The sequence below is a fragment of the Rhizobium etli CFN 42 genome, from assembly GCF_000092045.1.
In the GTDB taxonomy this organism is placed as follows: Bacteria; Pseudomonadota; Alphaproteobacteria; order Rhizobiales; family Rhizobiaceae; genus Rhizobium; species Rhizobium etli.
Genome location: NC_007761.1, coordinates 458,850 through 484,613 on the forward strand (window position 1 = coordinate 458,850; position 25,764 = coordinate 484,613).

Annotated in this window: 24 protein-coding genes and 2 pseudogenes; 17 read left to right on the plus strand and 9 right to left on the minus strand. The window is 62.3% G+C overall.

Annotated features, from left to right (window positions below):
- The first annotated feature begins 166 nt into the window (after positions 1–166).
- From RHE_RS02260 to RHE_RS02295, 8 genes and pseudogenes are all read left to right on the plus strand, one after another.
- Entirely contained in the window at positions 167–487 is a 321-nt protein-coding gene (locus RHE_RS02260) for a hypothetical protein (protein ID WP_011423824.1), read from the plus strand.
- A 128-nt stretch (positions 488–615) separates the two neighbouring features.
- Positions 616–773: pseudogene (locus RHE_RS31365) on the plus strand (cell surface protein); the annotation flags it as partial.
- 196 nt (positions 774–969) lie between these two features.
- Complete coding sequence (locus RHE_RS02270) at positions 970–1,263, plus strand: hypothetical protein (RefSeq protein ID WP_011423825.1); 294 nt, start codon at positions 970–972, stop codon at positions 1,261–1,263.
- Between the two features lie 263 nt (positions 1,264–1,526).
- A complete protein-coding gene (locus RHE_RS02275) occupies positions 1,527–2,195 on the plus strand; it encodes a class I SAM-dependent methyltransferase (RefSeq protein WP_011423826.1) in 669 nt (222 codons plus the stop codon).
- A gap of 256 nt (positions 2,196–2,451) precedes the next feature.
- Positions 2,452–3,333, plus strand: a complete 882-nt coding sequence (locus RHE_RS02280) for an aldo/keto reductase (RefSeq protein WP_011423827.1) — start codon at positions 2,452–2,454, stop codon at positions 3,331–3,333.
- Between the two features lie 611 nt (positions 3,334–3,944).
- Positions 3,945–5,222, plus strand: coding sequence for an alpha/beta hydrolase (locus RHE_RS02285; protein WP_011423828.1), 1,278 nt, complete (start codon positions 3,945–3,947; stop codon positions 5,220–5,222).
- An 83-nt stretch (positions 5,223–5,305) separates the two neighbouring features.
- Positions 5,306–6,556, plus strand: a complete 1,251-nt coding sequence (locus tag RHE_RS02290) for an NAD(P)/FAD-dependent oxidoreductase (RefSeq protein ID WP_011423829.1) — start codon at positions 5,306–5,308, stop codon at positions 6,554–6,556.
- A 52-nt stretch (positions 6,557–6,608) separates the two neighbouring features.
- Positions 6,609–7,646 (plus strand): 4-hydroxyproline epimerase, encoded by a 1,038-nt coding sequence (locus RHE_RS02295; protein WP_011423830.1) that lies wholly within the window; start codon positions 6,609–6,611, stop codon positions 7,644–7,646.
- A gap of 35 nt (positions 7,647–7,681) precedes the next feature.
- Here the strand turns inward: RHE_RS02295 and RHE_RS02300 are convergent.
- The 4 genes and pseudogenes from RHE_RS02300 to RHE_RS02315 all read right to left on the minus strand — a co-directional run bounded on the left by RHE_RS02300 (position 7,682) and on the right by RHE_RS02315 (position 10,754).
- Positions 7,682–8,061: pseudogene (locus RHE_RS02300) on the minus strand (TfoX/Sxy family protein).
- Complete coding sequence (locus RHE_RS02305; protein WP_011423832.1) at positions 8,054–8,416, minus strand: nuclear transport factor 2 family protein; 363 nt, start codon at positions 8,414–8,416, stop codon at positions 8,054–8,056. Before RHE_RS02305 ends, RHE_RS02300 begins: the two are co-directional and overlap by 8 nt.
- Positions 8,413–8,994, minus strand: coding sequence for a TetR/AcrR family transcriptional regulator (locus RHE_RS02310; RefSeq protein ID WP_011423833.1), 582 nt, complete (start codon positions 8,992–8,994; stop codon positions 8,413–8,415). The genes RHE_RS02305 and RHE_RS02310 overlap by 4 nt, the downstream gene beginning before the upstream one ends.
- Positions 8,995–9,221: 227 nt before the next feature.
- Complete coding sequence (locus RHE_RS02315; protein WP_011423834.1) at positions 9,222–10,754, minus strand: winged helix-turn-helix domain-containing tetratricopeptide repeat protein; 1,533 nt, start codon at positions 10,752–10,754, stop codon at positions 9,222–9,224.
- A gap of 116 nt (positions 10,755–10,870) precedes the next feature.
- Between RHE_RS02315 and RHE_RS02320 the strand changes: the two genes are divergently transcribed.
- Positions 10,871–11,305 (plus strand): cupin domain-containing protein, encoded by a 435-nt coding sequence (locus RHE_RS02320; protein WP_011423835.1) that lies wholly within the window; start codon positions 10,871–10,873, stop codon positions 11,303–11,305.
- A gap of 111 nt (positions 11,306–11,416) precedes the next feature.
- Positions 11,417–11,899: a RidA family protein gene (locus RHE_RS02325; protein ID WP_011423836.1), complete on the plus strand. Its 483-nt coding sequence runs from the start codon at positions 11,417–11,419 to the stop codon at positions 11,897–11,899.
- A 126-nt stretch (positions 11,900–12,025) separates the two neighbouring features.
- Here the strand turns inward: RHE_RS02325 and RHE_RS02330 are convergent, their stop codons facing one another.
- On the minus strand, positions 12,026–13,567 hold the full coding sequence (locus RHE_RS02330; RefSeq protein ID WP_011423837.1) for a putative bifunctional diguanylate cyclase/phosphodiesterase: 1,542 nt from the start codon (positions 13,565–13,567) through the stop codon (positions 12,026–12,028).
- Between the two features lie 434 nt (positions 13,568–14,001).
- Here RHE_RS02330 and RHE_RS02335 point away from each other — a divergent pair, with 434 nt between their 5' ends.
- Entirely contained in the window at positions 14,002–15,009 is a 1,008-nt protein-coding gene (locus tag RHE_RS02335; RefSeq protein WP_011423838.1) for an NADP-dependent oxidoreductase, read from the plus strand.
- Between the two features lie 28 nt (positions 15,010–15,037).
- On the opposite strand, the gene RHE_RS02340 is transcribed toward RHE_RS02335, so the two are convergent.
- The 4 genes from RHE_RS02340 to RHE_RS02355 all read right to left on the minus strand — a co-directional run bounded on the left by RHE_RS02340 (position 15,038) and on the right by RHE_RS02355 (position 19,228).
- Positions 15,038–15,619: a TetR/AcrR family transcriptional regulator gene (locus tag RHE_RS02340; protein ID WP_011423839.1), complete on the minus strand. Its 582-nt coding sequence runs from the start codon at positions 15,617–15,619 to the stop codon at positions 15,038–15,040.
- 266 nt (positions 15,620–15,885) lie between these two features.
- Complete coding sequence (locus RHE_RS02345; protein ID WP_011423840.1) at positions 15,886–17,163, minus strand: DUF892 family protein; 1,278 nt, start codon at positions 17,161–17,163, stop codon at positions 15,886–15,888.
- Between the two features lie 360 nt (positions 17,164–17,523).
- Complete coding sequence (locus tag RHE_RS02350; protein WP_011423841.1) at positions 17,524–17,997, minus strand: RbsD/FucU family protein; 474 nt, start codon at positions 17,995–17,997, stop codon at positions 17,524–17,526.
- On the minus strand, positions 17,981–19,228 hold the full coding sequence (locus tag RHE_RS02355) for an ROK family transcriptional regulator (RefSeq protein ID WP_011423842.1): 1,248 nt from the start codon (positions 19,226–19,228) through the stop codon (positions 17,981–17,983). The genes RHE_RS02350 and RHE_RS02355 overlap by 17 nt, the downstream gene beginning before the upstream one ends.
- Before the next feature lie 325 nt (positions 19,229–19,553).
- Between RHE_RS02355 and RHE_RS02360 the strand changes: the two genes are divergently transcribed.
- The 6 genes from RHE_RS02360 to RHE_RS02385 all read left to right on the plus strand — a co-directional run bounded on the left by RHE_RS02360 (position 19,554) and on the right by RHE_RS02385 (position 25,759).
- Complete coding sequence (locus RHE_RS02360) at positions 19,554–20,573, plus strand: sugar ABC transporter substrate-binding protein (protein WP_011423843.1); 1,020 nt, start codon at positions 19,554–19,556, stop codon at positions 20,571–20,573.
- A gap of 152 nt (positions 20,574–20,725) precedes the next feature.
- Positions 20,726–21,790 carry an ABC transporter permease gene (locus tag RHE_RS02365; RefSeq protein WP_011423844.1) on the plus strand — a complete coding sequence of 355 codons (1,065 nt, stop codon included), beginning with the start codon at positions 20,726–20,728 and terminating at the stop codon, positions 21,788–21,790.
- A 2-nt stretch (positions 21,791–21,792) separates the two neighbouring features.
- Positions 21,793–22,575 carry an ATP-binding cassette domain-containing protein gene (locus tag RHE_RS02370; RefSeq protein ID WP_011423845.1) on the plus strand — a complete coding sequence of 261 codons (783 nt, stop codon included), beginning with the start codon at positions 21,793–21,795 and terminating at the stop codon, positions 22,573–22,575.
- Positions 22,572–23,204 (plus strand): nucleoside triphosphate hydrolase, encoded by a 633-nt coding sequence (locus RHE_RS02375; protein WP_011423846.1) that lies wholly within the window; start codon positions 22,572–22,574, stop codon positions 23,202–23,204. The genes RHE_RS02370 and RHE_RS02375 overlap by 4 nt, the downstream gene beginning before the upstream one ends.
- 156 nt (positions 23,205–23,360) lie before the next feature.
- A complete protein-coding gene (pyrC, locus tag RHE_RS02380) occupies positions 23,361–24,407 on the plus strand; it encodes a dihydroorotase (protein WP_011423847.1) in 1,047 nt (348 codons plus the stop codon).
- A gap of 173 nt (positions 24,408–24,580) precedes the next feature.
- A complete protein-coding gene (locus tag RHE_RS02385) occupies positions 24,581–25,759 on the plus strand; it encodes a GGDEF domain-containing protein (RefSeq protein WP_011423848.1) in 1,179 nt (392 codons plus the stop codon).
- The last annotated feature ends 5 nt before the right edge of the window (positions 25,760–25,764 follow it).

Below are 25,764 nucleotides of genomic sequence, written 5' to 3' on the forward strand. Positions count from 1 at the left end.
CCGCAGTGCTATATAGATTCTGGTGGGGAATTCCTCATGAGCCCGCAAGATCAAACCGGAAGCTAGTCGAACGATTGCCTGCTGACCGGCCTGCCTAGCTTCGCGCAACCTTGCTCCTGTATCCGCGAGCGTGACGATGTTTGACCGCTTTCGGCCGGAGGAATGCATGGCGATGGGAATTTTTCGGGCTTTGGGCGCGGCGGCCGCGATGGCGGTCCTTGCCGGCTGCATCGACCATGCCAACGATCCGGTGCTGCTGGCCGTCGGCGTGCCGGTCAATCCGCCGGCCGTTGCACACGGCATCTGCATGGCCGACGGCAATGCCATGTATGACGAGGCGAAGCGCCAATATGAGCTGCGCGCCCAGCTGACCGGATATGCGCAGGCCGATGCGCTCGAAGCGGAAACGACCGCACGCGCCGCCGCCCATCGGCAATATGTCGCCTGCCTCTCCGGCCAGGGCTACCGCGCATTATACGCGAATTAAGCATAGAGAATTCCGTTCCTTGCCAACGCCTGTCGGCGCCCTCCGCCTGATTGCGACTTTTCACAATTTCTCGCGGTAAGGTCACGACGGATCGCCTGCAATCACGAGTTTTGGAAGCTGCGCGTGATGGCATTGCCACGCAACGTCCAGGCACCCGCCGCCATTCCGATGGCTATTGGTATCCGCTGGCCCCTTCGGCGTCGAAGCCGGCACGACCGGCTCGATCATCCGCCAGCCCGTGAACAGGCAGGCGGCCCCGACAATGTGCAACCCTACGTTTTCCTGATCGATCGGTCCCGGCAGCATGCCCTGCGATAACGGCTATTGAGCCGGCAAAGGAAGAGGCGGCGACGAGCCGCCTCTTTCCCGACCAGGGCGCCGCTCACATGTTCGTGACCCCAGTTGCGGTGCGGTCGTATGTGACAAATCCGCTTCCTAACTCCTCGGCGTAAATTCCCTCAAATCCTCCCAAGGAGACGATCATGATCACCACGTTCAAGAGCGGTCTGGCGGCCGCGGCCATCGGCGCAGTGCTCGGCCTTTCCTCGTTCTCGGCCGAAGCGGCTCCCCTCCAGTCGAGTGCGACGGAGCAGGGCGCAGTCAAGCAGCCCCAGGAAGCAACCCGGTTGCAGCACGATAGGCGCGCCACCGGTTCGATCGGCGAGCGCACGCCCGGGACCATGGCTTCACCCTATATGATGGACCTGAAGAAGCCGCTGAACATGGATTGCAAGCTCGGCTTCAATCCCACCAGCAGCTCCAGCTGCAACTATTGAGGCCGCGCGATCGGGCTAAGGGGCGGCTTCCAGGCCGCCCCTTCATCTGGACGGTGGCCGAAACGGCGCCAGCCTTTTGCGCGAGCGCCCGCCATCAATGATGGCAAAAAAGCCACGGATGCGGAAATGGCGCGGACGCCGATGGAAAAAATCGTCGCAAAGGCCGGCTTACACAGGCGATTGATCTCTCTGCCTTGGAATTGCCATGCTGGCCGCGATGGTCGCATTGATACTCAATTGAATTTCAGACAGGTGGGACAGTCATGACCGCAAAGGCTGCATGCTCCGATTTCCTGCATTTTTTCCGCTCCTGGGTCAGCAATCCGCTTCGAGTGGCCGCCATCGCACCGTCTGGCGATTCCCTGGCCAGGATCATGACCAGCGAAATTGCCGCACTCGATGGGCCGATCATCGAGCTCGGCCCGGGCACCGGGGTGTTTACCCGGGCGCTGCTCGCCCGCGGCATCAGCGAGGCGGATCTCACGCTGATCGAGTATGGCCCGGAATTTATCAGTGCGCTGCAGGCGCGGTTTCCGGCGGCGCGCATATTGCAGATGGATGCTGCCCATCTCGCCCAAGCCGATATCTTCGAAGGAGAACCGGTCGGCGCCGTCATCAGCGGCCTGCCGCTTCTGTCGATGTCGCCGCGCAAGATCGCCTCGATCCTTGCCGGCGTCTTCACCTATATGCGGCCGGGCGGGGCAATCTATCAGTTCACCTATGGCCCGCGCTGCCCGGTGCCGCGGCCGATCCTCGACCGCCTCGGCCTGAAGGCCGTGCGCATCGGCGGCACGGTGCGCAACCTGCCGCCCGCTTCCGTCTACCGGATTTCCCGCCGCAAGCCGCTGGAACTCTCGCGCGAGCGCCTGCGATATCGCGACAGCGCCGCTGAAATCGATGTCGCCGCCTTCTCCGGCGAAACCGGCGGCTGAACAGGACACGCCAAGCGGAAGGACGTATCGGCGTATCCCTGTTATCCCCATGGCGCCGTCCTATATCTGCAAGCGTCGCCGCGGCCTCGCTAACGATACCGTCGCGGCGGGCGGCTCATCCATTTCGGCGTGGCCAAAAACAGGGCAAACTTGCCGCTTTGAAAGCCGCCGCCTCCAGCCGCGGTCGCCGTTAACGGGGCGGTTTCGGCTGCTCCGCTCACTTTGAACGATTTCATTGACCAAGAGAGGAAAGATCATGGCCAGTCACAACGCAGCCAAGTCAGGCACTTTCAAGATCGGCGGCGAGATCGAGGTCAACCGCCTCGGTTTCGGCGCCATGCGCGTCACCGGCAAGGGCATCTGGGGCGAGCCCGAAGATCACGCTGAATCGATCCGCACACTGAAGCGCCTGCCGGAGCTTGGCGTCAATTTCATCGATACGGCCGATTCCTACGGTCCCGACGTTTCCGAATGGCTGATCAAGGAGGCGCTGCATCCCTATGGCGGCAAGTCCGTCGTCGCCACCAAGGGCGGACTGACCCGCCACGGCCCCGACATCTGGCTGCCGGTCGGCCGTCCGGAATATCTGATCCAGCAGGCGCATAAGAGCCTGCGCAATCTCGGGGTCGAGCGCATCGATCTCTGGCAGCTTCACCGCATCGATGCGAAAGTGCCGGCCAGGGAACAGTTCGATGCGATCAGATCGCTGCTCGACGCCGGCCTCATCCGCCATGCCGGTTTGAGCGAAGTCTCCGTCGCCGAAATCGAGGCGGCCTCGAAGCACTTCAAGGTCGCCACCGTCCAGAACCGCTATAATCTCGTCGATCGCACCAGCGAGGATGTGCTCGATTATTGCGCCAAGCACAATATCGGCTTCATCCCCTGGTACCCGCTGGCCGCCGGCGACCTCGCCAAATCAGGTTCGCTGCTCGACACGATCGCCAAAAAGCACAATGCTGCGCCGAGCCAGATTGCGCTCGCCTGGGTGCTGAAGCGCAGCCCGGTGATGCTGCCGATCCCCGGCACGTCGAAGGTCAAGCATCTGGAAGAAAATGTTGCGGCTGTTGATATCAGCCTCTCGGACGAGGAGTTCTCGGCGCTCGATGCTGAGGGCCGGAAAGCGTTCAAGGCTGATTGAGGGCGATGCGACCGATGGCAGTTCCCATAACAAGACCCCTCCCCAATCCCTCCCTGTGGGAGGGGCTGGGATGCCGCACCGTTTCACACAACCTCCATCAAGCCAATCCGTAGAACGGGAACAGGCGGCAACACTTATTTGGGTCGCGCAGGGTGCCGCAGCTTAGCCCGTCCCCCTTGTGGGGAGGGGTTGGGGAGGGGGCTTGGACTGGGCGAGCCATCCGCGCTCAGTGCGGCCTCATTTTTCAGCAGAATTTGACCACTTGGTCAAACATGCCGCAAAATAAGGCGTTGACCTGTTAATTTTACGGCGAGCCTTGCACCCACTGCATTGCTGCATTGCGGTAATTTCGCTATTCCCGATCAAATGGATGGGGTATCACTATCTTCGTAAGCAGCGCACTCCTCCTCCCAGCGCTCTTACATCGGATTGACAACACTCCTCCTCCCAGTTGTCAGTCAGGATCAAGAGCCTGGCGCACCTCCTCCCGCGCCAGGCTCTTTTCTTTTCCCGGCAGGTTCTTCATCACACGCGGTTTGACTCGGCGAGCGCCGTCGGACTATTTGAACATGTGCCGTCCGTCCGGCGCGTGAACCGGTTGGAGTTTGGTCATGATCGGCAAATGGCGCGCCTCGCGTGCGGCTCGGGCAGGGCTTCTGGTTGCATCGCTTGCGGTCGCCGGCTGCGGCGGCAGGCCGGTTGGCGTCATGCAGGCGGCCGGCACAGTGCCGCCGGGGACGTCGAAGATCGATCTCCTGGTGGCGACGACGCGCGCTGCCGACGACAATCCGGCCGTGCTTTTCTCCGGCGAACGCGGCACGGGGCTTGCCGTTAACGCCGTCGATGTTTCGATCCCTCCGGAAGCCAACCGCAAGGTCGGCCAGGTGCAATGGCCGAAGCGGTTGCCGGCCGATCCGCTTCGTGACTTCGTCACCGTTTCCGTCGATCCGCTCGAGGGCGAGCGCGCGGGCGAGAGCTGGCTGAAGAGCCATATGCCGAAGAGCCGCCGCGTGCTCGTCTTCGTGCACGGCTTCAACAACCGTTACGAAGACGCCGTCTACCGCTTCGCCCAGATCGTCCATGATTCACATGCCGATGTCGCGCCCGTGGTCTTTACTTGGCCGTCGCGCGCCAGCATCTTCGACTACAATTACGACAAGGAAAGCACCAACTATTCCCGCGATGCGCTGGAAGAGCTGCTGACCCGCACCGCCGCCAATCCCGCGGTCAGCGACGTCACGGTCATGGCCCATTCGATGGGTACCTGGCTGACCGTCGAAGCACTCCGCCAGATGGCGATCCGCAACGGTCAGGTCGCTTCGAAGATCAACAATGTCATCCTTGCCTCGCCGGATCTCGATGTCGACGTCTTCGGCCGGCAGTTCATGAGCCTCGGCAAAGACCGTCCGCATTTCACCATCTTCGTCTCCCGCGATGATCGCGCCTTGGCCCTGTCACGGCGCATCTCTGGCAATATCGATCGCCTCGGCCAGATCGACCCCTCGGCCGAGCCCTATCGCAGCAAGCTCGAAGCAGCCGGCATCACCGTGCTCGATCTGACCAAGCTCAAGGGCGGTGACCGGCTGAACCATGGCAAATTCGCCGAAAGCCCCGAAGTGGTGAAGCTGATCGGCGATCGGCTGATCGCCGGACAGACGATCACCGATTCCAATGTCGGGCTCGGCGAGGCGGTCGGCGCCGTGGCGATGGGGGCGGCTCAGACCGCCGGAAGTGCCGTCGGTGTCGCCGTCAGCACGCCGATCGCGATCTTCGATCCGCGCACCCGGCGTAACTACGACGCCCAGCTGAAGCGTCTCGGCCAGTCGGTGGACAATACCGTCGGTTCGGTCGGCGACAGCGTCGGCGCCAGCCTGCCCGCCACCCAGTAAAAATTTCATAGGCAATCATCGTTGATCTGATATATCAGACCAACGAAGCGGCGATGCTGTTGGCCGCGTGACGGGTTGATGGCATGGCGGATGAGACGAAGAAGAGGGTGGTCGTCGTCGGCGCAGGGGTGATCGGAGCCTCGATAGCCTTCGAGCTGCAGCGGCGTGGCCGTGAGGTGACGCTGATCGATAAGGGTGAGCCGGGACGCGGCACTTCCTTCGGCAATATGGCGAGCATCGCGCTCGATTTCGCCGCCGGCTCCGGGCCGTCGACCTGGAAGAAAATCCCGGGCTGGCTACTCGATCCTGAAGGCCCGGTCTGGCTGCGGCCTTCCTATGCGGCAAAGATGCTGCCCTGGTTCCTGCGTTTCCTCGCCGCCGGCCGCCCGTCGCGCCTCAGAGAAATCGAAGACGCCGGCATGAGCCTGTCGCTGCGGGCGCTCGCCGACTTCCGCGAGATGCTGCAGGCGATCGGCGCATCCGAGCTGCTGACCGAGGAAGGTTGCCTGGCGATCTACGAGACGGAGGCTGAGTTTACCGCCGATCGTGGCCACCTCGCCATGATGCAGCGCTATGGCCTCGAATTCGAGGTGTTGAGCAACGGCGCCATCCAATATCATGAGCCGGCGCTTTCGCCGGCGATCGCCAAAGCGGTGCTGCTCCCCGACAACAAGTCGGTCCGCGATCCCTACAAGCTGGTTGTCAAACTGGCCGACGCCGCCCTGGCGGCCGGCGCAACCTTCGTCTCAGGTACCGTCAGGAATATCGAACGCAAGGGCGATGGCAGCGTCGTCGTCCTCCTCGACAATGGCAGCCGTGTCGAGGCGGCTTCCGTTGTGCTTGCCGCCGGCGTCCACACCCGGTCCCTGGCGGCCAAGCTCGGCGAACCGATCCCGCTGGAGACCGAGCGCGGCTATCACACGCAGATTATGAAGCCGGGCATATCCATGCGCTACTCGGTGATCTGGCCGCATCGCGCCTTCATGGTGACGCCGACGGCCGGCGGCATCCGCGTCGGTGGCAATGTCGAACTCGCCGGTCTCGACGCCGCTCCCGATTTCCGCCGGCCGCGGGTGCTGGTACGCCACGCCCAGCGGGTGCTGCCGGGGCTGAAGGTCGAGGAGGCGACGGAATGGATGGGCCATCGCCCAGCCCTGCCCGATACGATCCCGATCATCTCGCCGTCGTCGAAAATGCCGGGCGTTTTCTATGCGACCGGTCATGGCCATCTCGGCTTGACATACGCTGCGACGACAGCGCGGTTGATCGGCGATATGGTGAGCAGAGCAAAACCGTCGGTCGATATGACCCCGTTCCGCATAGACCGATACTGATTTTGAACCGCGTCGATGGCGTCAGCCGTCGCGTGCGAACTGGAGTTTCGAGATGAGATGGAAGCGCACGATCCAGCTGCTGGACGTTCATGCCGAGGGTGAGATCGGCCGCGTCGCGATCGGCGGCGTTCCGAAGATTCCCGGCGAAACCATCGCCGCGCAGCTGCACTGGCTGAACACCGATCCGAAAGGCGACGAGCTCCGCCGCTTCCTGTGCCTGGAGCCGCGGGGTGCCCCGATCGGCTCGGTCAACCTGCTGCTGCCGGCAAGGCATCCCGACGCCGACGCCGCCTTCATCATCCTGCAGCCTGACCAGGCGCATGCGAGCTCCGGCTCGAATTCGATCTGCGTGACGACGGCGTTGCTCGAATCCGGCATTGTCGAGATGCAGGAGCCGGAGACAATCGTGACGCTGGAGACCGCCGCCGGTCTGGTCAAGGCGACGGCGACCTGCCGCGACGGGCGCTGCGAGAAGGTGAAGCTCACGATGGTGCCCTCCTTCGTGCATGAGCTCGACGTCGAGATCGACACGCCGCATTGGGGAAAGATCAAGGCCGATCTCTGCTATGGCGGCATCTTCTATGCGCTCGTCGATGTCGGCCAGATCAATCTCACGATCGAGAAGGCCAATGCCGCCGGCCTTGTCCAGGCCGGCATGATCCTGAAAGAGCTAATCAATCGCGATATCAAGGTCGTCCATCCCGAAATCCCGGCAATTTCGGGCGTCGCCTATGTGATGTTCCGCGATACCGAGGCCGACGGCACGGTGCGCACCTGCACCACCATGTGGCCGGGCCGAGCCGACCGCTCGCCCTGCGGCACCGGCAATTCGGCCAATCTCGCCACCCTTCATGCCCGCGGCAAGGCCAAGGTCGGCGACGTCTTCACCTCGAAATCGATCATCGGCTCGGAGTTCGAGGTCGGCCTGCAGGCGGTGACCGAGGTCGCCGGCCGCCCGGCGGTCATTCCCACCATCACCGGCCGCGGCTTCACCTTCGGCCTCACCCAGGTGGCCCTCGACCCCTTCGACCCGCATCCCGGCGGCTTCGCGCTGACGGATGTCTGGGGGCCGTCGGCGGGGGAGATCTGAAGGTTCTAAGCACGAGGGGCGGGTGGATATCGGCATCAGCCACACGGGGTGACGGCGGCGGTCGTGTTTGAGCGTTTGCGGCCAGGCAGCGGGGTCGCATGCAATGCTCGTTCCGAGCACCTGCGCAGCAGCCAGGGATCGTCGATCACATGCGCCGGCACTGCATAGTAGCGGCGAACCCTCACCTCCCTGCCGGCGGCGCGGTAGCTGAACGGTTCTGCGCCATCTGCCTCGAATTCCGCGCGCATTGCGGCGTCGACGCGCAGATACAATGTGCCCTTCATGAGGAACCCGAACAGCGCGCCGTTTCGGACGAGGGCGGATCCGCCGAAGAACCGCCGGACATCGATGGCGCCCGGTGGGCGATCTGGCTCGCAAATTCAAGCGCCAGGCTGCGTGTCGCCTCGCTACCCATGGTGCTGCCCTGCCAGAGGATCGAAGAAGCCGGTGATCGCGCTGAGCCGGCCATCGGCCATCGCCGCGAAGCTTGTCCCCGTTTGCAGGACGGTCTCGTCCTCGTGGCGCAGTTCCCAGCGTGCCAGCGAACGTTCATTGTGATGGAGGACACTCAATATTATGAACCGGCCTGCCGGTACGCTCTCCTTGAAGCCAGCCATGTAAGCCGAGAGGCCGGCTCGCCCGGTGATCACTCCATTCGGATCGCAATAGGTCACATCGTCGGCGAGGCAAGCCGACATTTCCGGCTCGCGCACGTCCGCGTCCAGCGACCAGATGGCCGCATATCGATTCCATAGCGCCTCAGGCGTCATAACAGTGTCTCCAGTTGATTGAATTCGTCTTCGATCGCCTGCCGCAGGCTCGCTTTGTCTTCGCCGCCGCGAATGAGCACGAGCAGGCCTTGATAGAAGGCAAGTAGACGGACGGCTGTCCTGTCCGCCTTGGCTTCGTCCGCGTCTCGATCCGAGGTCGACGGCTCGCCGAGTCTCGAGCGGAACGTGCTGCGAAGGAGACCGAGCGCTGCCTCGACGCGGGGATGCGTGTTGATGTTACCGCCGAACTCCACGGCCGTGTTGGTGATCAGGCAGCCCAGGGAGCCATTGTCGGGCTCATGCAGCAGTGAAAGGAACAGTTCGCGCACGCCTTTAAGGTCGCTCCCCGGCGGCGCAAATCGCTCGAGCCGCCCCTCCAGGACCGCCCGATTGTAATGTCTGAACGCCGCGTCGAAGAGCCCGGCCTTGTCGCCGAAGGCGTGATAGATGCTTCCGCCTTTGAGGCCCGTCGCCTCTTCGAGGTCTCGGATCGACGCACCTTGATAGCCGTGTTTGCGAAAGACGTGCATCGCCCCCTTCAGCACCGCTTCCTCATCGAATTCCCGCCTTCTGCCCACACTCGCCTCGATTCTTTATCAGTTGTTCTAGAATGACTGATAAAGAATGCGAGTGCAACCGCCTTTCGTCGGTTGTGCGAAAATTCGCATCCGGTCGCATTTGCTCATGCCGGGTGCGCTGCATCGCGCTTTCGGAATGGGTCAGGATGAGGTTGGCAGAGTAGAAGTCCTGGCCGGTCGACGTCGCCCATAGCCCGCCGGCAAGACTGACGGAGGCAGAGGCGGTGTTAAAGTTCGGCCTCACGTAGCAACTGCTCAAGACGGGCCGCCCATTCCGTGTTGCCCTCTCTGAACGGCCCAAGCGCATCACCAGCAGCTTCCGGCAGGCTGCTGGCAGCAGCGGCAAACCGGCGAGCCTGCTCAATATTTCCGAGATCCATATGGCAGCACGCGTGTATGCGCAGCAGCGCCGGCCAGTCGGGCCGCGCCTTTAAGGCTGTATGCCCCACTTCCAGCGCGCCCTCGACGTCATCTGAAAAGAACAGTGCAAGCATCAGCAGGCTGAACCAGACCCCGTTCTGCGGATCATGCGGATTGAGTTCGAGGCCGCGAGACAAAGGTCTGCGTGCGCCGGCGGCATCACCGGAAAAGAGCCGGGCCATGCCAAGGACGAGATGTCCGAGAGCGAAGCTTGAACCGAGCTCGATCGACCGTTCCGCGGCGAGGATCGCCTGGTCGGCTCGGCCCGTATAGGCCGACACGATCGCCAGCGCATAATGCGAGTACGGGTTTCGCGCGTCGAGGTAGATCGCCCGCAGGGCGGCAGTTAATCCTTCCTGACCATCCGCGGCGGGATCGTCGGTCCAGCCGTAGGCGATGAGGCCGGCGTTGACCCGCGCGCGCCAGATCTGCGCCTCCGGAAGCATGGGGTCGAGCTCGACGGCCTCGCGGAAAAAACGCCTTGCCAGAAGGTGGGTCGGCTTCGAGACCTTGTGGAAATTGAATGTGCCTTGCCGAACGAGGTCCCAGGCGGTGATGTTGCCGGTGTGGGGAGCCACGGCAAGCCCGTGGCGCAACAGCAGCTCGGGTTCGACTGCCGCGGCGATCCGCTCGGCGATGGCGTCTTGCACCGCGAAAATCTCGGCCAGCTGAAGATCGTAATGTTCGGACCAGACGGTCGCGCCCTTCGTCGCCTCGGCGAGGTGCACCGATATCCGGATTCGATCGCCTGTATAGCGGATAGCCCCATCCACCAGAAAATTGACACCGAGTGCCAGCCCGACTGCGCGCGGATCCCTGGAGCCGTTCCTGTCTTTGAAACTCGCACCGCGTGATGCGACGCGCAGCCATCGAAACCGGGTGAGCGCTATGATCAGGTTGTCGGCGATCCCGTCGGCCAGATATTGCTTCTCGGCGTCGCCGCCTGGATTTTCGAACGGCAGGACTGCGATCCCCAATTTGGATCCGGCTTGCGCATGCCACTCGCCGTCGGTTCCGTCGCATGCGCTCTCCACCCGGCCGGAAAACCTGTAGCCGACCCGTGGGACGGTGGCGATCCATTCGCTGCCGTCCGATGCCGGACCGAGCAGCTTGCGAAGCGCAGCAATCTGAACGGAAAGATTACTTTCCTCAACGGCCAATCCCGGCCAAACGGCATCCATCAGAGCCGATTTGGAAACGACGCCCCCTTGCGCCGCAAGCAGAACGGCAAGTAGCGAAGCGCCGCGGGCGCCAATGGCGACAGGCCGATCGTCACGAAGCAGGCATCCGTTCTCGGCGCTGAACTCGAAATGGCCGAATGCAATGTGCTGACTGTTCATGGCCGGCCATGATACGCCGATTTCGGCGTTTTTCGGAACTTTTCGGCATCGCTTCAGGACTTGCGTCGACTGAGCGCGCAGAGTCTGTTTCATCGCGCCACGGAATGGTGAGAGCCATGAAGAACGAAGCAGCCCAGCCGAAAAATTCTTCTGGAGTAACCGCGAAGGTCGTCAGTGGCAGCGACAGCCATATCGCCCAGCAGGGATCCGTCTACCGCTCGGGCGTCTCGGCTGAGAGCGTCGGATCGACCATGCTGTGGCTCGGGAGGATTTCGCTGCCCGCAGGCAGGCGTACCAGCGCCCATCGCCACGAGGGACACGAAACCGCCCTTCTCATGACCGCCGGCCAGGAGATCGAGATCTGGTCGGGCGCGAAGCTCGAACGCTGCGAAACGGTGCGCCCCGGTGACTACCTGTTCATTCCTGCCGGCGTTCCGCACGTCGCCGTCAATCGCAGCCTGGAAGACGCCGAGTTCCTCGGTGCCCGCAACGACCCCGCGGCGAACGAGAGCGTCATCCTCATGCCGGAGCTTGACGGCATCGTACCCTGAGCGCGCCGCCAATCCGGATTTGCCACGCCTCAGGTTCCTGTTTTTTTCGCATATCGCTCACGCAAAACCGCTGGCCGCTTTTGCGCGATCCAACCACATGGGAGGTGCATCATGGCCATCATCGAACAACGTCTGGCGGAAATGGGTCTGGAACTACCCGAACCCTTGAAGGTTCGCGACGGTCTGAAATTGCCTTTTACCTGGGTTCGGGTGCGCGGCTCCCGCGCTTATATTTCAGGTCACGTCGCCTGCAATCCGGATGGGACATTGGCAAAACCGCTGGGCAAGGTCGGAGCCGAAGTGTCGCCGGAGCAGGGTTACGCATCGGCGCGGCTTGTTGCCCTGGCCCATCTCGCAAGCCTCAAACGCGCCGTCGGAGACCTCGATCGGGTCACGGCCTGGCTGCGCGTTTTCGCCATGGTGAATGTTGCTCCAGGTTTCAATGAGACGCCGCTGGTGACAAACGGCTATTCAGATCTGATACTGGAGCTCTACGGTCCCGAGGCCGGCGCGCACGCCCGCTCGTCCATCGGCATGGCCATCCCGTTGAATGCGCCGGTAAATTGCGAAGCGGAAGTCGAAATCGACGGTTGATCCCTACTGGCCGAGCGGGCTCGATTGTGACGGCATTCCGGAGCGCAGGTGCCAGCACCTACACAACCGCACAAGGCGATGGGAGGCGGCAACTCTCCCTCCGCCTGATAGACGAATGCATGTCCATCAACGACGCTGCATGCTGTCGACTTGATGTGCGGTGATCTCCTCAATCGGCGCAGGTCTGCCCAACAGATATCCCTGGCCGATGTCACAGCCGAGATCCTGCAGTCGCTGAAGTTGGCTCTGCTCTTCGATGCCTTCGGCCGTAATCATTACGCCGAGCCCGGCGCCGAGCGCGATGATGGCCTTGATCACTATGTCCTGCTTGTCATCGGTCTCGAACGAAGCGACGAAACTCCTGTCGATCTTGATCTTGTCGAACCGGTAGTTGGACAGCTGGGAGAGGCTCGAATAGCCTGTCCCAAAATCATCGAGCGCAATCCTGACTCCCGCATTCACCAGATCGTCGAGGACAATGCGTGCGGTGACGGCGTCCTGGATGATGGCGCTCTCCGTCACCTCAAGCTCGACCCTGTGTGCGGGCAGGCCGACATCGCCCAATATCTTGAGAATTCTGAGGCCCAGCAACCGGTCGCTCAGCTGGATCGGTGAAAGGTTGAACGACAGGACAAGCTCGTTTGGCCAGGAAAGCGCATCGGTGCAGGCGCGGCGAAGCAGTTGGTCCGTCAATTCGACGATCAGGCCGGCTTCCTCCGCCACTGGAATGAATTCGCTCGGCGGGATGAAGTCGCCGGAAGCCGATTTCCAGCGCGCCAGCGCCTCAAAGCCGATGATCTTGTTCGCCTTGAGGTCGACGAGCGGCTGATAATAGGGAACGATCTCGCCCTGGCGGATGGCCGCCCGCAGATCGCCTTCTATTCTCACCCGTTTCGCCAGCTCCTCCTGCATCGAAGGCACGAAGGGCTTCACCAGATTGCGGCCCTGCTTTTTCGCGACATACATCGCACAATCCGAATGCCGGATGACTTGACCGAGCTCATCGCCGTTCTCGGGATATAGTGCGACGCCGACACTGGCGCCGAGATCGACGGCGACACCATTGAATGTGAACGGCTTGCCGATCGCGCTGACGATGCGGTTCCCCAAGGCGACGAGGTCGGGATTTCCGACCCGCCGCACCAGGACCACAAACTCGTCTCCGCCAAGGCGAAAAACGTGCTCGCGGGAGAAGAGCGACGAGAGCCGCTGAGCGACAGTCTTCAGCACCGCGTCGCCGTGGTCGTGCCCCAAGAGATCATTGACCTTCTTGAAGCCGTCGAGGTCGATGCTGAACACGGCATAGGTTTCTTCTGCCGATTTATCGGTCATCGCCTGCGCGCACATCGACTCCAGAAACCTGCGGTTCGGCAGCTCGGTCAGCGTGTCGTGACAGGCAATCCAATCGACGTGCTTTTCGGCCTGCAGCCTGCGATCAACTTCCCTCGAAAGATCCCGGATCCTGAGCGCGGAATAGATGAGCCCCAAAAACCCGGAGATGTTCAGGGCAAGCAGTGCGTGGTCGAGCGGGTAGTGGTGATGCCGCTCGATGAACTCATCAAGCTCCCCATGCCACTGGAAGCGCCAGGAAAGGCTGAAGAGAAGCAGGAAGATCGCAAGCCAGCCCAGTATCTCCACCTGGGGTCTGGTCAGTTGGATGCGAGGCATATGAACGGCTCCTGTTGTATGAGAGCCATCATGGCCAGTTCGCAGGACCGCATCGTCCCTGGCGGTGATCGAAGACCGCCACAAATCATTCGGGCGGCATTTGAAAGGGCCGACTTGCGGTCGCCGATCAAGCGCGCAGACAAGTTCGAAAGACTATTGTGGGCGTCGAAGGTTAACGGCGAGTTGCCCTGACATGGGGCGCTGGTGTTTCCCTGCGCACAACGGATAGCTTTGCCGCAATTCGGATGAGGCGCTGGTTCAGGAATATCCGCTTGACAACTTTGATGACGGGCATCATTAATGATCTATGATGATAAACGTCATTAAAATACACTCTGAAACCAGAGGGTCCTCTGCCATATGGGTTCACGCCGATTTGTGCTGATGGCTTTATCCTTTCCTTGACACCTGACGCCGCAACAGGAGAAAGCCCCGTGAAGGCATTCGTCGTTGACAAATATAAGAAGAAAGGCGCTCTGCGCCTCGCCAGCCTGCCGGAACCGGGGTTGCGGGATAGTGACGTCCTCGTGCGGATTCAGGCCACCGCCGTGAACCAGTTGGACTCCAAGGTGCGGGACGGGGAGTTCAAGCTCATTCTTCCCTATCGTCCGCCCTTCGTCCTCGGGCATGACCTTGCCGGAACGGTTGTCAAAGTCGGATCCGGGGTGAGGCGGTTCAAGGCGGGTGACGAGGTCTATGCACGACCGCGCGATCATCGGGTCGGGACATTCGCCGAATTCATTGCCATCGATGAAGCCGATGCGGCGCTGAAGCCAGGCAACCTCAGCATGAGCGAAGCGGCGTCCGTCCCGCTTGTCGGGTTGACCGCCTGGCAGGCGCTGGTCGAGGTGGGCAAGATAAAGCCCGGCCAGAAAGTCTTCATTCAGGCCGGTTCCGGCGGTGTCGGGACGTTCGCCATCCAGCTCGCCAAACACCTCGGCGCGACGGTTGCGACGACGACGACGAGCGCTGAAAATGCCGAGCTGGCGAGAAGTCTCGGGGCGGATGTGGTCATCGACTATAAGACGCAGAATTTCGAAAAGATCTTGTCGGGCTACGATCTGGTGCTGAACAGCCAGGATCCGAAGACGCTCGAAAAGTCGCTGGGCGTGCTGAAGCCGGGTGGCCGGCTCATTTCCATTTCCGGTCCGCCCGATCCGGCATTCGCCAGGGAGCTCGGCCTCAACCTGTTCCTGAAGCTGGTACTGTGGCTGCTCAGCCGAGGAGTTCGCAAAAAGGCCAAGCGTCTCGGCGTCGCATATTCATTCCTGTTCATGCGCGCCGAGGGGCGGCAGCTGGGTGAGATTGCGCGCCTGATCGAACAAGGCGTGATCCGGCCGGTCGTCGACAAGGTGTTCCCGTTTGAAAGGACTGGAGATGCGCTGGCCTATGTCGAGACCGGGCGTGCCAAAGGCAAGGTGGTCATCGCCGTCGCGAATTGACGTTCGTCGCGCCGGCGTATGCCTGGCCCTATCGTTGCCGCATCGGGTTCTCAATCGCGTCGCGGCAATCCGCGCGGCAGGCGTCGAGCAGTTCGTCAGCCAAGGGAGAATCGTCCGGGCAAGCCCTCGAAAGCACGATTGCGCCAACGGCTTGAGCGAGAATGGCGATGGCTTGGGCGCGCCCGCCGGCGCCGGAAGCGTGACGTTGCGCAATGCCACCCTCCAGCGCGCGCACCAGCTTGTCTATTCCTGCAGCGAAAACGGCCTTGGTTGTCTCAGGCTGTCGGGCGGCATCGCAACTCAGTGCTGCGGCCGTGCACCCTTGGCCACGCCCATCCCGGTGATCGCGTGCGAGATAAAGCTCCATAACGTCGAGGACGTCATGACCGGCATAGCGCTGCAAGGTCTCGTTCAACCCGTTCTCGGTCGATTCGGCGATCAGTTCCTCCTTGGAGCGAAAGTGATTGTAGAAGCCGCCATGGGTGAGCCCCGCGCGCTCCATCAATTCCGCCACGCCCACGCCATCGAATCCACGCTCGCGAAACAGCTCTGACGCGGTGGCGACAATCCGGTCGTAGTTTTCCTGCTTCTGTTCCTTGGTGATCCGCACGTCACGGTCCTTTCAACGGCCATTTCCAACTATGATGGCGGCCGTCATTATAGCTTACTTATTGATGATGTGCATCATTAATATGGGCGGTCAACAAAGGCATCCCGTTGTGACGGTGACGCATTACATGCAGATGGCACCGCGTGTTTTTTTACGGGCGGTGCCATCTGCAGCAACTTTGAATGCGGGAAAAAGCGCCTCTCGGCATGGGCCTCAGATCGTTGCCGCGTCGTAGGTGGCAGCCACGCGTTCCTCGCTCCGCACGGCTAAACTGTCAGAAGGACGCTACTTGGCATTCTCGCCGCCGACATCAGGGGTTGGGCAACCTGATCCAGCAACTGGCCGGCATTCTGCTCTTCACCCAGCGACAGTGTTAGCAATTGAGCGACCGCCGGCTGCGCAAGTTGAAGTGCCATATTGCGAGCAGTGGTGTAGGCGGCAATCTCATAATGCTCGACCCGCAACGCCGCTCCGATCAAAGCCAGATCAGCGGGAGCGTCTTCCTTTTTCTTGCCCTCCGCCATCACTTCCTCGCCTTCCTCCACTAGGCCGGCCATGCCCTTGCATGGCTTGGCGCGAGCCGACGTGCCAAGGATGCGCAGACATTCGTTCAAACGCTCGACCTGCGCCTCAGTCTCGGCAAGATGGTTGCGCAGCAAGGTCTGGAGCTGCTGCGTGCGCGCGGCTTTCTGCATCTTGGGAAGCGCCTTCAACAGCTGCTTCTCCGCATGCAGCAGGTCGCGGAGCTCATCTACAAGGACCTCCTGAATCGCTTCCGCCCCTTCAGGTGGGGCGCTCTGAGCGCGGATTGCCGTCCCGCCGTTTTCGGCTCCCGGAAGATCCTGGAACGCCGGCGCCTCCACGAATTCCCAGGGTTCTCCTTCATTCCATGGACCGCGGGTGTCGACCTCACCTAAATCCCCTTGACCCGTGGAATCGTTGAAGAACTGATCGACCAGTCCTGCCGTCGGCGCAATCCTGCCGACGCTCAGCGGCGGCTTGCCCATGCTTTCGAGAGCCAGGGCGAAAGCACGCATATGGGTGATCTCTCTGGTCATCAGGAACTGCAGCGCATCCTTGGTCCCCGGATCGCGGCAGAAGTCGATCAGGCGTTCGTAGACGATCTTGGCGCGTGCTTCCGCGGCTATATTGCTTCGCAGATCCACATCCAGCTCGCCTGTTATTTTGAGATAATCGGCCGTCCAGGGGTTTCCCATCGAATTGAAAAGGTTCACGCCACCGCCGCCTGCAATGGCGATCAGCGGATCGGCTGCCGCCTCCTCCCTGACCGACTTCAGCGGCTTGAGGTGCATTCTCGCAAGAGTCCCGACGATCTCGAGGTGGCTGAGTTCTTCGGTTCCGATGTCCATCAGGAGGTCCTTCCGACCGGGGTCCTCGCAATTTAAACCTTGAATAGAGTATTGCATGGCCGCCGCAAGTTCGCCGTTTGCGCCGCCGAACTGCTCAAGCAGCATATTGCCGAATTTTGGATCAGGTTCGTCAACCCGAACGGTATACATGAGCTTTTTTACATGGTGATACATTGGGCATCCTCCTGGTTGGATGGCGACTAACCGACCTATCGCAGGAATGTTCCCCGTCTGTGGCTGCTGCCGGCGCATCGGATTGCGTCCTCATCAACCCACACCGTCGGTGCCGCTTTGGAGGCAGGCATTGCCTGTGCGGACGTAACCTTCGATAAGGAGCCCCATCACAAGGTCGCTTCCTCGACGAGATCATCGATACTCGCGCAGCCAATAAGGCGTGGGAATGCGGACAGCCGCGGCTGGCCGGATCGGCAGCTGAGCATCTTTGGCGTGGCTCAGCACGGGTTGTAAGCGCCGCGCGTCTAGGCAGGCGCGCGCAGCGAAATCGTGGCTTGAACGGCGGGACCAGACCCTTGGCTAATATACGAAAGGGTCAACCTCGGCCGCCTGCGTGCCCGGCTCTTTCGGATAGATCACGCCCTTGCGCAGGATGATGTTGGCATAGAGCCTCGGCTCGCTGGTCTGGATCAGCGCATGGGCGGCGCGCACCCGGCCGTAGAAATCCTGGCCGACGAGCGGCACCACCTGTCGGTGCGGCTCGTGCAGCGCGCAGCAGTCGATCATCTCCTCATGCACCGGATCGAGCTTGTCGCGCTCGGCCTTGACGGTCGAGCGGAAGATTGCCTCCGGCACGAAATCGTCGATCGGCAGCACGCTGAGCACGGCGTTGAGCACCGGAATGAGGCGGTGACCGTCGAGCCGGATCAGCCGGCGGGCATGTTCGACACCGGGATAATTGCCGTCGACAATGGCGATTTCGTCGCCGTGGCCCATGGCGCGCAGCGTGAAAAGCAATTCCGGGCTCAGAAGCGGATCAAGTCCCTTCAGCATGGTCTATCTCCTTGAAGAGTACGTTCTGGTCTGTGAGGTAACGCGAAAAGATCGGCAGGCTGGCGCCGCCGATGGCGCGCGCCTGCGCGCCGACCGCGCCCTCGATGATTTCGGGCATGACGACGCCCTGCAGGTCGAGCTTGGCGGCCTCGTCGATCGTCGCCTGCACCATGCGGCTGCGCACCCAATCGGGAAAGCCGCCGTCGATGACCGCGGCGCTGAAATCGACGATCGAGGCGGCGGCGACGATCGCCTGGGCCAGCGCCTTGGCGCTATCCTGGATCCAGACTTCCATCGGCTCGCCGAAATCGACCCAGTCGTCGGCCGAATACCAGAGCGGCTCGGGATCGATGCCGCGTTCGCGCAGCATGTTTTCCAAAACGAAGATCGAGGCGATCTCGAGCAGCTGCTTAGTTTCGCCGTTCCTGTCGCGCACGGGCAGCGGCCCGATCGCGCCCGCCGTGCCGGTGCGGCCGGAAAAGATCGCCGAATTGAGCACGATGCCGCCGCCGATGAAGGAGCCGATGAAGAAATAGACGAAGTCGGGATAGGAGGGGCCGACGCCGAAGACGAGTTCGGCGCCGCAGGCGCTGGTCGCATCGTTCTGCAGGAAGACGGGGTGGGAGACGCGCGCAGCGATATCGGCCTGCAGGTCGACCTCTCGCCAGACCTCCATGGCGCCCGGTGGTGCGCCGACTTCCTCGGCCCAATTCCAGAGCTCGAACGGAGCGGCGATGCCGAGGCCGGCAATGCGGCTGCGCTGCTTGTCGTCGAGCCTGCTCTCGATCTCCTCGATGCCCGAGGTGACGAAGGCGAGAATTTCGTCCGGCAGCGGATAGGCATAGGTCTGGTGCAGCTGCATGCGGATGCGGCCGACGAAATCCATCAGCACCAGATCGGCGCTGCGCCGGCCTATCTTGAGTCCGAAGGAATAGACGGCGTCGGGATTGAGATGCATCGGGATCGACGGCTGGCCGACACGGCCCCGCACCGGCGCCCCGCGCGATAGCAGCCCTTCTTTTTCCAGCACCCGCATGATGACCGAGACGGTCTGTGCCGACAGCCCGCTGCGGCGCGCGATATCGGCCTTCGACAGCGCGCCGTAGAGGCGCACCAGCGACAGCACGAGCCGTTCGTTATAGGCGCGCACCCTGACCTGGTTCGCGCCCCCGGCCGGATTGAGAATGGGCGGCGGGACCGGTGCGTGTGCCGGCCCATCCAAAGACGACATGGCCGCTCCTCCCGAGCGTTGGCCTCTTGCACGGTTCCCCGGATCGGAAGCGATCCAAGCGGATTGTGCAGCAGCTGAAAGCGGTATGGCGGCCATTCTCTGCGTTTGAAAAGGCGCGGTACCGTACATCCTAATGCGATTGAGCATGCCACATCGAATTAATAATTCAATTGGATTTATTTATTGACAAGCCGATTTCTTTCGCTCTTAATTGCCAGCGTCAAGGGCACGGGCGGCTTCGGAAGCGACAAGCGACCGAAGCGAAGTGTCACATCTCGAAAATTCCGGCCCGCAAGGCGGCGCCGGCAAACTCTGGGAGGAGTTCATGAAGAAATCAGTTCTCGCTTTCGGCGCGCTCGCACTCGGCGTCGCCTTTTCCGCGCCGGCCATGGCGGCTGACGTTTCCGCCTGCCTGATCACCAAGACCGACACCAATCCCTTCTTCGTCAAGATGAAGGAAGGTGCGACGGCCAAGGCCAAGGAACTCGGCGTTTCGCTGAAGTCCTATGCCGGCAAGGTCGACGGTGACAGCGAAAGCCAGGTTGCGGCGATCGAAAGCTGCATCGCCGACGGCGCCAAGGGCATTTTGCTGACCGCCTCGGACACGAAGGGCATCGTCTCTTCGGTCAAGAAGGCGCGTGATGCCGGCGTGCTGGTCATCGCGCTCGACACGCCGCTCGAGCCGGCCGATGCCGCCGACGCCACCTTCGCCACCGACAACCTGCTCGCCGGCAAGCTGATCGGCCAGTGGGCCAAGGAAACGCTCGGCGACAAGGCCAAGGACGCCAAGGTCGGCTTCCTCGACCTGACGCCGTCGCAGCCGACGGTTGACGTCCTGCGCGACCAGGGCTTCATGATGGGCTTCGGCATCGACCCGAAGAACCCGGACAAGATCGGCGACGAAGACGACAAGCGCATCGTCGGCCATGACGTGACCAACGGCAACGAGGAAGGCGGCCGCAAGGCCATGGAAAACCTTCTGCAGAAGGATCCGAGCATCAACGTCATCCACACGATCAACGAGCCGGCCGCTGTCGGTGCCTATCAGGCGCTGAAGGCCGTCGGCATGGAAAAGAACGTGCTGATCGTCTCGGTTGACGGCGGCTGCCCGGGTGTCAAGTCGGTCAAGGAAGGCGTCATCGGCGCCACCTCTCAGCAATATCCGCTGCTGATGGCGTCGCTCGGCATCGAGGCGATCAAGAAGTTCGCCGATAGCGGTGAGAAGCCGAAGCCGACGGAAGGCAAGTCCTTCTTCGACACCGGCGTTTCGCTCGTCACCGACAAGCCGGTCTCCGGCGTCAAGTCGATCGACACCAAGGAAGGCACCGACAAGTGCTGGGGCTGAGCCCGATCTATTGAAAGAGAAAGCGGCCGGGGCTTGATCCCTGGCCGTTTTGGACGGACGATGTGCCGTCACCCCACCGGCTAAGCAACGAACGGATGACAATGGGTGGCGGCCTCCGCGCGGGTTCGGCGCGCGGATGCGGAGGAGGAACCATGACCGGAGCACAGGAATTCGAACGCGTCCTCGACGGCAGCGACAAGAACGTCGCCTCCTTCGAGCACCAGGGCGTCCCGCTGATCAAGCGTGCGCAGCATTTTCTGCACTCGACGCCGGCCGCCGTGCCGCTGATCGTGCTGGTGCTGGCGATCATCATCTTCGGGGTAGCACTCGGCGGACGGTTCTTTTCGTCCTATACCCTGACACTGATCCTGCAGCAGATCGCCATCGTCGGCATTCTCGGTGCCGCCCAGACACTGGTCATCCTGACGGCTGGCATCGATCTTTCGATCGGCGTCATCATGGTGATCTCGGCTGTCATCATGGGCAACGTCGCCATTACCTACGGCATACCGACGCCGATTGCGGTCATCGGAGGCCTGCTGGTCGGCGGTCTCTGCGGCTTGCTGAACGGCTTCCTCGTCGCCTTCATGAAGCTGCCGCCGTTCATCGTCACGCTCGGCACCTGGAACATCGTCATGGCGACGAATTTCATCTATTCCGCCAATGAGACGATCCGCGATGCCGATGTCGACGCCCAGGCGCCGCTGCTGCATCTTTTCGCCGCAAGCTTCAGGCTCGGCACCGCAGTGCTTACCCTCGGCGTCATCGCCATGGTGCTGCTCGTCCTGCTGCTCTGGTATGTGCTCAATCACACCGCCTGGGGCCGGCATGTCTATGCGGTAGGCGACGATCCGGAAGCGGCCAAGCTCTCCGGCATCCAGACCAAGAAGGTGCTGCTCACCGTCTACACCATATCGGGCGTCATCGCCGCCTTCGCGGCCTGGGTCTCGATCGGCCGCAACGGCTCGATCTCGCCGTCCTCGGCCGTCACCGATTATAACCTCCAGGCGATCACCGCGACCGTGATCGGCGGCATCTCGCTCTTCGGCGGCCGCGGCTCCATCCTCGGCACCCTGTTCGGCGCCATGATCGTCGGCGTCGTGTCGATGGGCCTCAACATGCTCGGCGCCGATCCGCAATGGAAAGTTCTTTTGACGGGCGTGCTGATCATCGCCGCCGTCGCCATCGACCAGTGGATCAGAAAGGTTTCGGTGTGATCATGACTGTCGAACCCATTCTCACCGCCCGCGGTCTCGTCAAGCGCTATGGACGCGTGACCGCGCTCGACAATGCCGATTTCGACCTCTACCCGGGTGAAATCCTTGCCGTCATCGGCGATAACGGCGCCGGCAAGTCCTCGCTGATCAAGGCGATTTCAGGCGCCGTCACCCCCGATGAGGGAGTGATCACACTCGAAGGCCGGCAGGTGCATTTCCGCTCGCCGATGGAAGCGCGTGAGGCCGGCATCGAGACCGTCTATCAGAACCTCGCTTTGTCGCCGGCGCTCTCGATCGCCGACAACATGTTCCTCGGCCGCGAGATCCGCAAGAAAGGCCCTCTCGGCTCGATGTTCCGCATGCTCGACCGGCCGGCGATGGAAAAGCTGGCTCGCAACAAGCTCTCCGAGCTCGGGCTGATGACCATTCAGAACATCAACCAGGCGGTGGAGACGCTCTCCGGCGGTCAGCGCCAGGGTGTCGCCGTCGCCCGCGCCGCCGCCTTCGGCTCGAAGGTCATCATCATGGACGAGCCGACCGCGGCGCTCGGCGTCAAGGAAAGCCGCAAGGTGCTGGAGCTGATCCTCGATGTGCGCGCCCGCGGCCTGCCGATTGTGCTGATCTCGCACAACATGCCGCATGTCTTCGAAGTCGCCGACCGGATCCATATTCACCGCCTCGGCCGGCGCCTGACGGTGATCAATCCCAAGGAATACACCATGTCCGACGCCGTCGCCTTCATGACCGGCGCCAAGGCGGTACCGACGGAGCCTGTTGCGGCATGAGTGCACGCATCGACGAAATCGCCGGCGAGGTTCTTGGCCGCGCCGGCGATGCCAGACGTTTCTTGATCGGCATTGCCGGGCCGCCGGGTTCGGGCAAATCGACCATGGCCGACAATCTGGCGGCGGCGCTGAAAGCCAAGGGCGAAAGTGCTGCAGTCCTGCCGATGGACGGCTTCCACATGGACAATGCCATCCTGATCGAACGCGGGCTTCTGGCCCGCAAGGGCATTCCCGAAACTTTCGATGTCAGGGGATTCCTCGATATCATCCGCGCCGTCCGCCGGGCCGACCAGGAGGTTCTGGCGCCGGTCTTCGACCGCTCGCGCGAGCTCGCCATCGCCTCCGCCCGGCCCATCGATCCCAAAGACCGGTTCATCATCGTCGAGGGCAATTATCTGCTCTTCACGCAGGGCAAATGGGCCGAGCTCGACGGCATCTTCGATTTTTCGATCATGCTGGCGCCGCCGATCGAGGTGCTGGAGGAGCGGCTCTGGGCGCGTTGGCGCGGTTACAACCTCGACGAGGAGGCCGCCAGCGCCAAGGTCTACGGCAACGACTTGCCGAACGGCCGGCTGATCCTGGAAAACCGCCGCCCGGCCGACGTGACGCTGGAGATCGCCCTGGCGTGATGCAGCCATTGGCTTGACGACCATGCCGGCTGAACCCGTGAGCGGTGGGATGGCGACGTGCAGGTAAATTGCGTTGAAGTGCCTCGCATGAATCAATTTCAATGCGACGCGCTTTAGTGCTATCAGGCCGCAGACGCATCGCTTCGGAGGCCTGCCATGCAATCGATCACCATCCGCCGTCCCGACGACTGGCACCTGCATCTGCGCGACGGCGCCATTCTGGAAGGCGTGATCGCCGACACGAGCCGCACCTTTGCCCGCGCCATCATCATGCCCAACCTGGTGCCGCCGGTCGTCACCACCGCGGATGCGAAGGCCTATCGCGAGCGCATCCTCAAGGCGTTGCCGGACGGCCACCGGTTTCAGCCGCTGATGACGCTTTATCTGACCGAACAAACCAGCCCCGACGATGTCGAGGCGGGGGCGGCAAGCGGGCTCATCACCGCCGTCAAGCTTTACCCGGCCGGCGCCACCACCAATTCGCATGGTGGGGTGCGCGACATGGAGAAGGCGATGCCGGTGCTGGAGCGCATGGCGAAGATCGGCCTGCCGCTCTGCGTCCATGGCGAGGTGACGACGCCCGACGTCGATATTTTCGACCGGGAGGCCGTCTTCATCGACACCGTGCTCGATCCGCTGCGCCGGCGCCTGCCGGAGCTGAAGGTGACGATGGAGCATGTGACGACCGCGGGCGGCATCGATTACATCAAGGCGGCCCAGGGCAATCTCGCCGGCTCGATCACCACCCACCATCTGATCATCAACCGCAACGCCATCCTCGTCGGCGGCATCCGGCCGCATTATTACTGCCTGCCGGTCGCCAAGCGCGAGAACCACCGACTGGCGCTGCGCGCCGCCGCCGTGAGCGGTGACCCCCGCTTCTTCCTCGGCACCGATTCCGCCCCGCATGTCGATCCCTTGAAGGAATGCGCCTGCGGCTGCGCCGGCATCTACACCTCGATCAATACGATGAGCTGCCTTGCCCATGTCTTCGAGGAGGAGGGCGCGCTCGACAGGTTGGAAGCCTTCGCTTCGCTGAATGGGCCGGCCTGGTACGGCCTGTCGCCGAACGAGGAGCGGATCACCTTGTCAAAGCAGGCTGATCCGGTCGTTTTTCCCGCTAAGATTGAAACCGGCGCGGGTGCTGTGACCGTGTTCGACCCGATGGTTCCCTTGCATTGGCAAGTCTCGGCTTCTGCGTAATCCGTCCGATTTCAATTTTAAATCGAAAATTTATCATTATTTTCGGCGCTACGTTAAACGCGTAACATTTGCATTGTGCGGTGCATCATTTTTTAACGGATGCATAAGACAGTCTCCATCGCGGACCCCATGAGTTGCCAATGGCGCGGCAACAGCTGCGGAGACTGAAGAGCATGACGCTTGACTACAACTCCCTCTTGCTGGCGCTCGGCGTCTCCGCGGCCTGCCTTGCCGTGACCTTGATGGGCAGCTGGCTGGTGCGCCGGGCCGAAACCGTGCTGCTCACCGCCACCGTCGGCCTCGTCCTCGTCGTCAGCGGGATTTTTGTCTACAGCGCCTACGTCAACCGGCCGCAAGTTGTCTTTGCCATTGGCAGCTTCGTGCTGTTCCACGCCGGCTTCGCCACCATATGGGGCGCGGGAAAACAGTTTCTCACCGGCGATGTGTCGATTGCCGCCATCGCGATCCGGGCTCTGGCGGCGATGGCCGCCTCGATCCTGCCGATGCTGTCAGGCTATGACGGCCTCGCCTTCATTGCCGACAATCTCGCCATCGCCCTGCTGCTCTTCGCCACCGCCCGGCAATATTGGCTTGCTCGCGCCGAAGCGCCTGCGCCGCTCCTCGGCATTGCCGCGCTCTATACGCTGACGGCGGTCTCCTTCGTGCTCTGCGCCGCCGTTCTCGTTGCCGACGGCAAGCTGGTGCTCGGCAAGGCGCCCAGCAACTGGGCGGAGGATCTGAGCCTCGCTATTTGCATCGCCGGCATGACGGGGATCGGTGCGCTGTCGCTGGCGCTGCATCAATGGCGGCTTGCCGCCCGCCATCGTCTCGAGGCGATCACCGATCCGCTGACCGGTCTGCTCAACCGCCGCGCCGTCTTCGACGAATACGGCACGCGCCCGATGGGAACGACCGCAGCCGTCATCGTCTTCGATATCGACCATTTCAAATCCGTCAATGACCGCTATGGCCATGCCGCCGGAGACCGGGTGATCACCGTCTTCGCCGACGAACTGACCGCCCATTGCCGCCCGGGCGACACCGCCGCGCGGCTCGGCGGGGAGGAATTTGCGCTCGTGCTGAAGGAGATCATGCCCGGCCGGGCCGAACTGACGGCTGAGCGGATCCGCCGGGCCTTCGAGGCGCGCGAAATCCCGATCGACGGCGAGGTGCTGAAATGCACGGTCAGCGTCGGAGTCGCGCCCGGCCGCTCCACGCCGCTCGATTTCGATGCCATGCTGAGCGCCGCCGACAAGGCGCTTTACGCCGCCAAGCGCGGCGGCCGCAACCGCGTCGAGCTTGCCGGCCATCTGCAGGCGGTGCCCCTCGAGGCATCGCGCACGGCGTCTTGATCCCG

Excerpts from the sequence above, each read along its gene's own strand:
- RHE_RS02260 (WP_011423824.1), top strand. The coding sequence starts at position 167 with ATGGCGATGGGAATTTTTCGGGCTTTGGGCGCGGCGGCCGCGATGGCG.
- RHE_RS02290 (WP_011423829.1), top strand. The coding sequence starts at position 5,306 with ATGGCGGATGAGACGAAGAAGAGGGTGGTCGTCGTCGGCGCAGGGGTG.
- RHE_RS02345 (WP_011423840.1), bottom strand. The coding sequence starts at position 17,163 with ATGTATCACCATGTAAAAAAGCTCATGTATACCGTTCGGGTTGACGAA.
- RHE_RS02355 (WP_011423842.1), bottom strand. The coding sequence starts at position 19,228 with ATGTCGTCTTTGGATGGGCCGGCACACGCACCGGTCCCGCCGCCCATT.
- RHE_RS02360 (WP_011423843.1), top strand. The coding sequence starts at position 19,554 with ATGAAGAAATCAGTTCTCGCTTTCGGCGCGCTCGCACTCGGCGTCGCC.
- RHE_RS02270 (WP_011423825.1), top strand. The coding sequence starts at position 970 with ATGATCACCACGTTCAAGAGCGGTCTGGCGGCCGCGGCCATCGGCGCA.
- RHE_RS02350 (WP_011423841.1), bottom strand. The coding sequence starts at position 17,997 with ATGCTGAAGGGACTTGATCCGCTTCTGAGCCCGGAATTGCTTTTCACG.
- RHE_RS02305 (WP_011423832.1), bottom strand. The coding sequence starts at position 8,416 with ATGACGCCTGAGGCGCTATGGAATCGATATGCGGCCATCTGGTCGCTG.
- RHE_RS02375 (WP_011423846.1), top strand. The coding sequence starts at position 22,572 with ATGAGTGCACGCATCGACGAAATCGCCGGCGAGGTTCTTGGCCGCGCC.
- RHE_RS02295 (WP_011423830.1), top strand. The coding sequence starts at position 6,609 with ATGAGATGGAAGCGCACGATCCAGCTGCTGGACGTTCATGCCGAGGGT.
- RHE_RS02365 (WP_011423844.1), top strand. The coding sequence starts at position 20,726 with ATGACCGGAGCACAGGAATTCGAACGCGTCCTCGACGGCAGCGACAAG.
- RHE_RS02315 (WP_011423834.1), bottom strand. The coding sequence starts at position 10,754 with ATGAACAGTCAGCACATTGCATTCGGCCATTTCGAGTTCAGCGCCGAG.
- RHE_RS02330 (WP_011423837.1), bottom strand. The coding sequence starts at position 13,567 with ATGCCTCGCATCCAACTGACCAGACCCCAGGTGGAGATACTGGGCTGG.
- RHE_RS02385 (WP_011423848.1), top strand. The coding sequence starts at position 24,581 with ATGACGCTTGACTACAACTCCCTCTTGCTGGCGCTCGGCGTCTCCGCG.
- RHE_RS02280 (WP_011423827.1), top strand. The coding sequence starts at position 2,452 with ATGGCCAGTCACAACGCAGCCAAGTCAGGCACTTTCAAGATCGGCGGC.
- RHE_RS02320 (WP_011423835.1), top strand. The coding sequence starts at position 10,871 with ATGAAGAACGAAGCAGCCCAGCCGAAAAATTCTTCTGGAGTAACCGCG.
- RHE_RS02285 (WP_011423828.1), top strand. The coding sequence starts at position 3,945 with ATGATCGGCAAATGGCGCGCCTCGCGTGCGGCTCGGGCAGGGCTTCTG.
- RHE_RS02275 (WP_011423826.1), top strand. The coding sequence starts at position 1,527 with ATGACCGCAAAGGCTGCATGCTCCGATTTCCTGCATTTTTTCCGCTCC.
- RHE_RS02325 (WP_011423836.1), top strand. The coding sequence starts at position 11,417 with ATGGCCATCATCGAACAACGTCTGGCGGAAATGGGTCTGGAACTACCC.
- RHE_RS02370 (WP_011423845.1), top strand. The coding sequence starts at position 21,793 with ATGACTGTCGAACCCATTCTCACCGCCCGCGGTCTCGTCAAGCGCTAT.
- pyrC (WP_011423847.1), top strand. The coding sequence starts at position 23,361 with ATGCAATCGATCACCATCCGCCGTCCCGACGACTGGCACCTGCATCTG.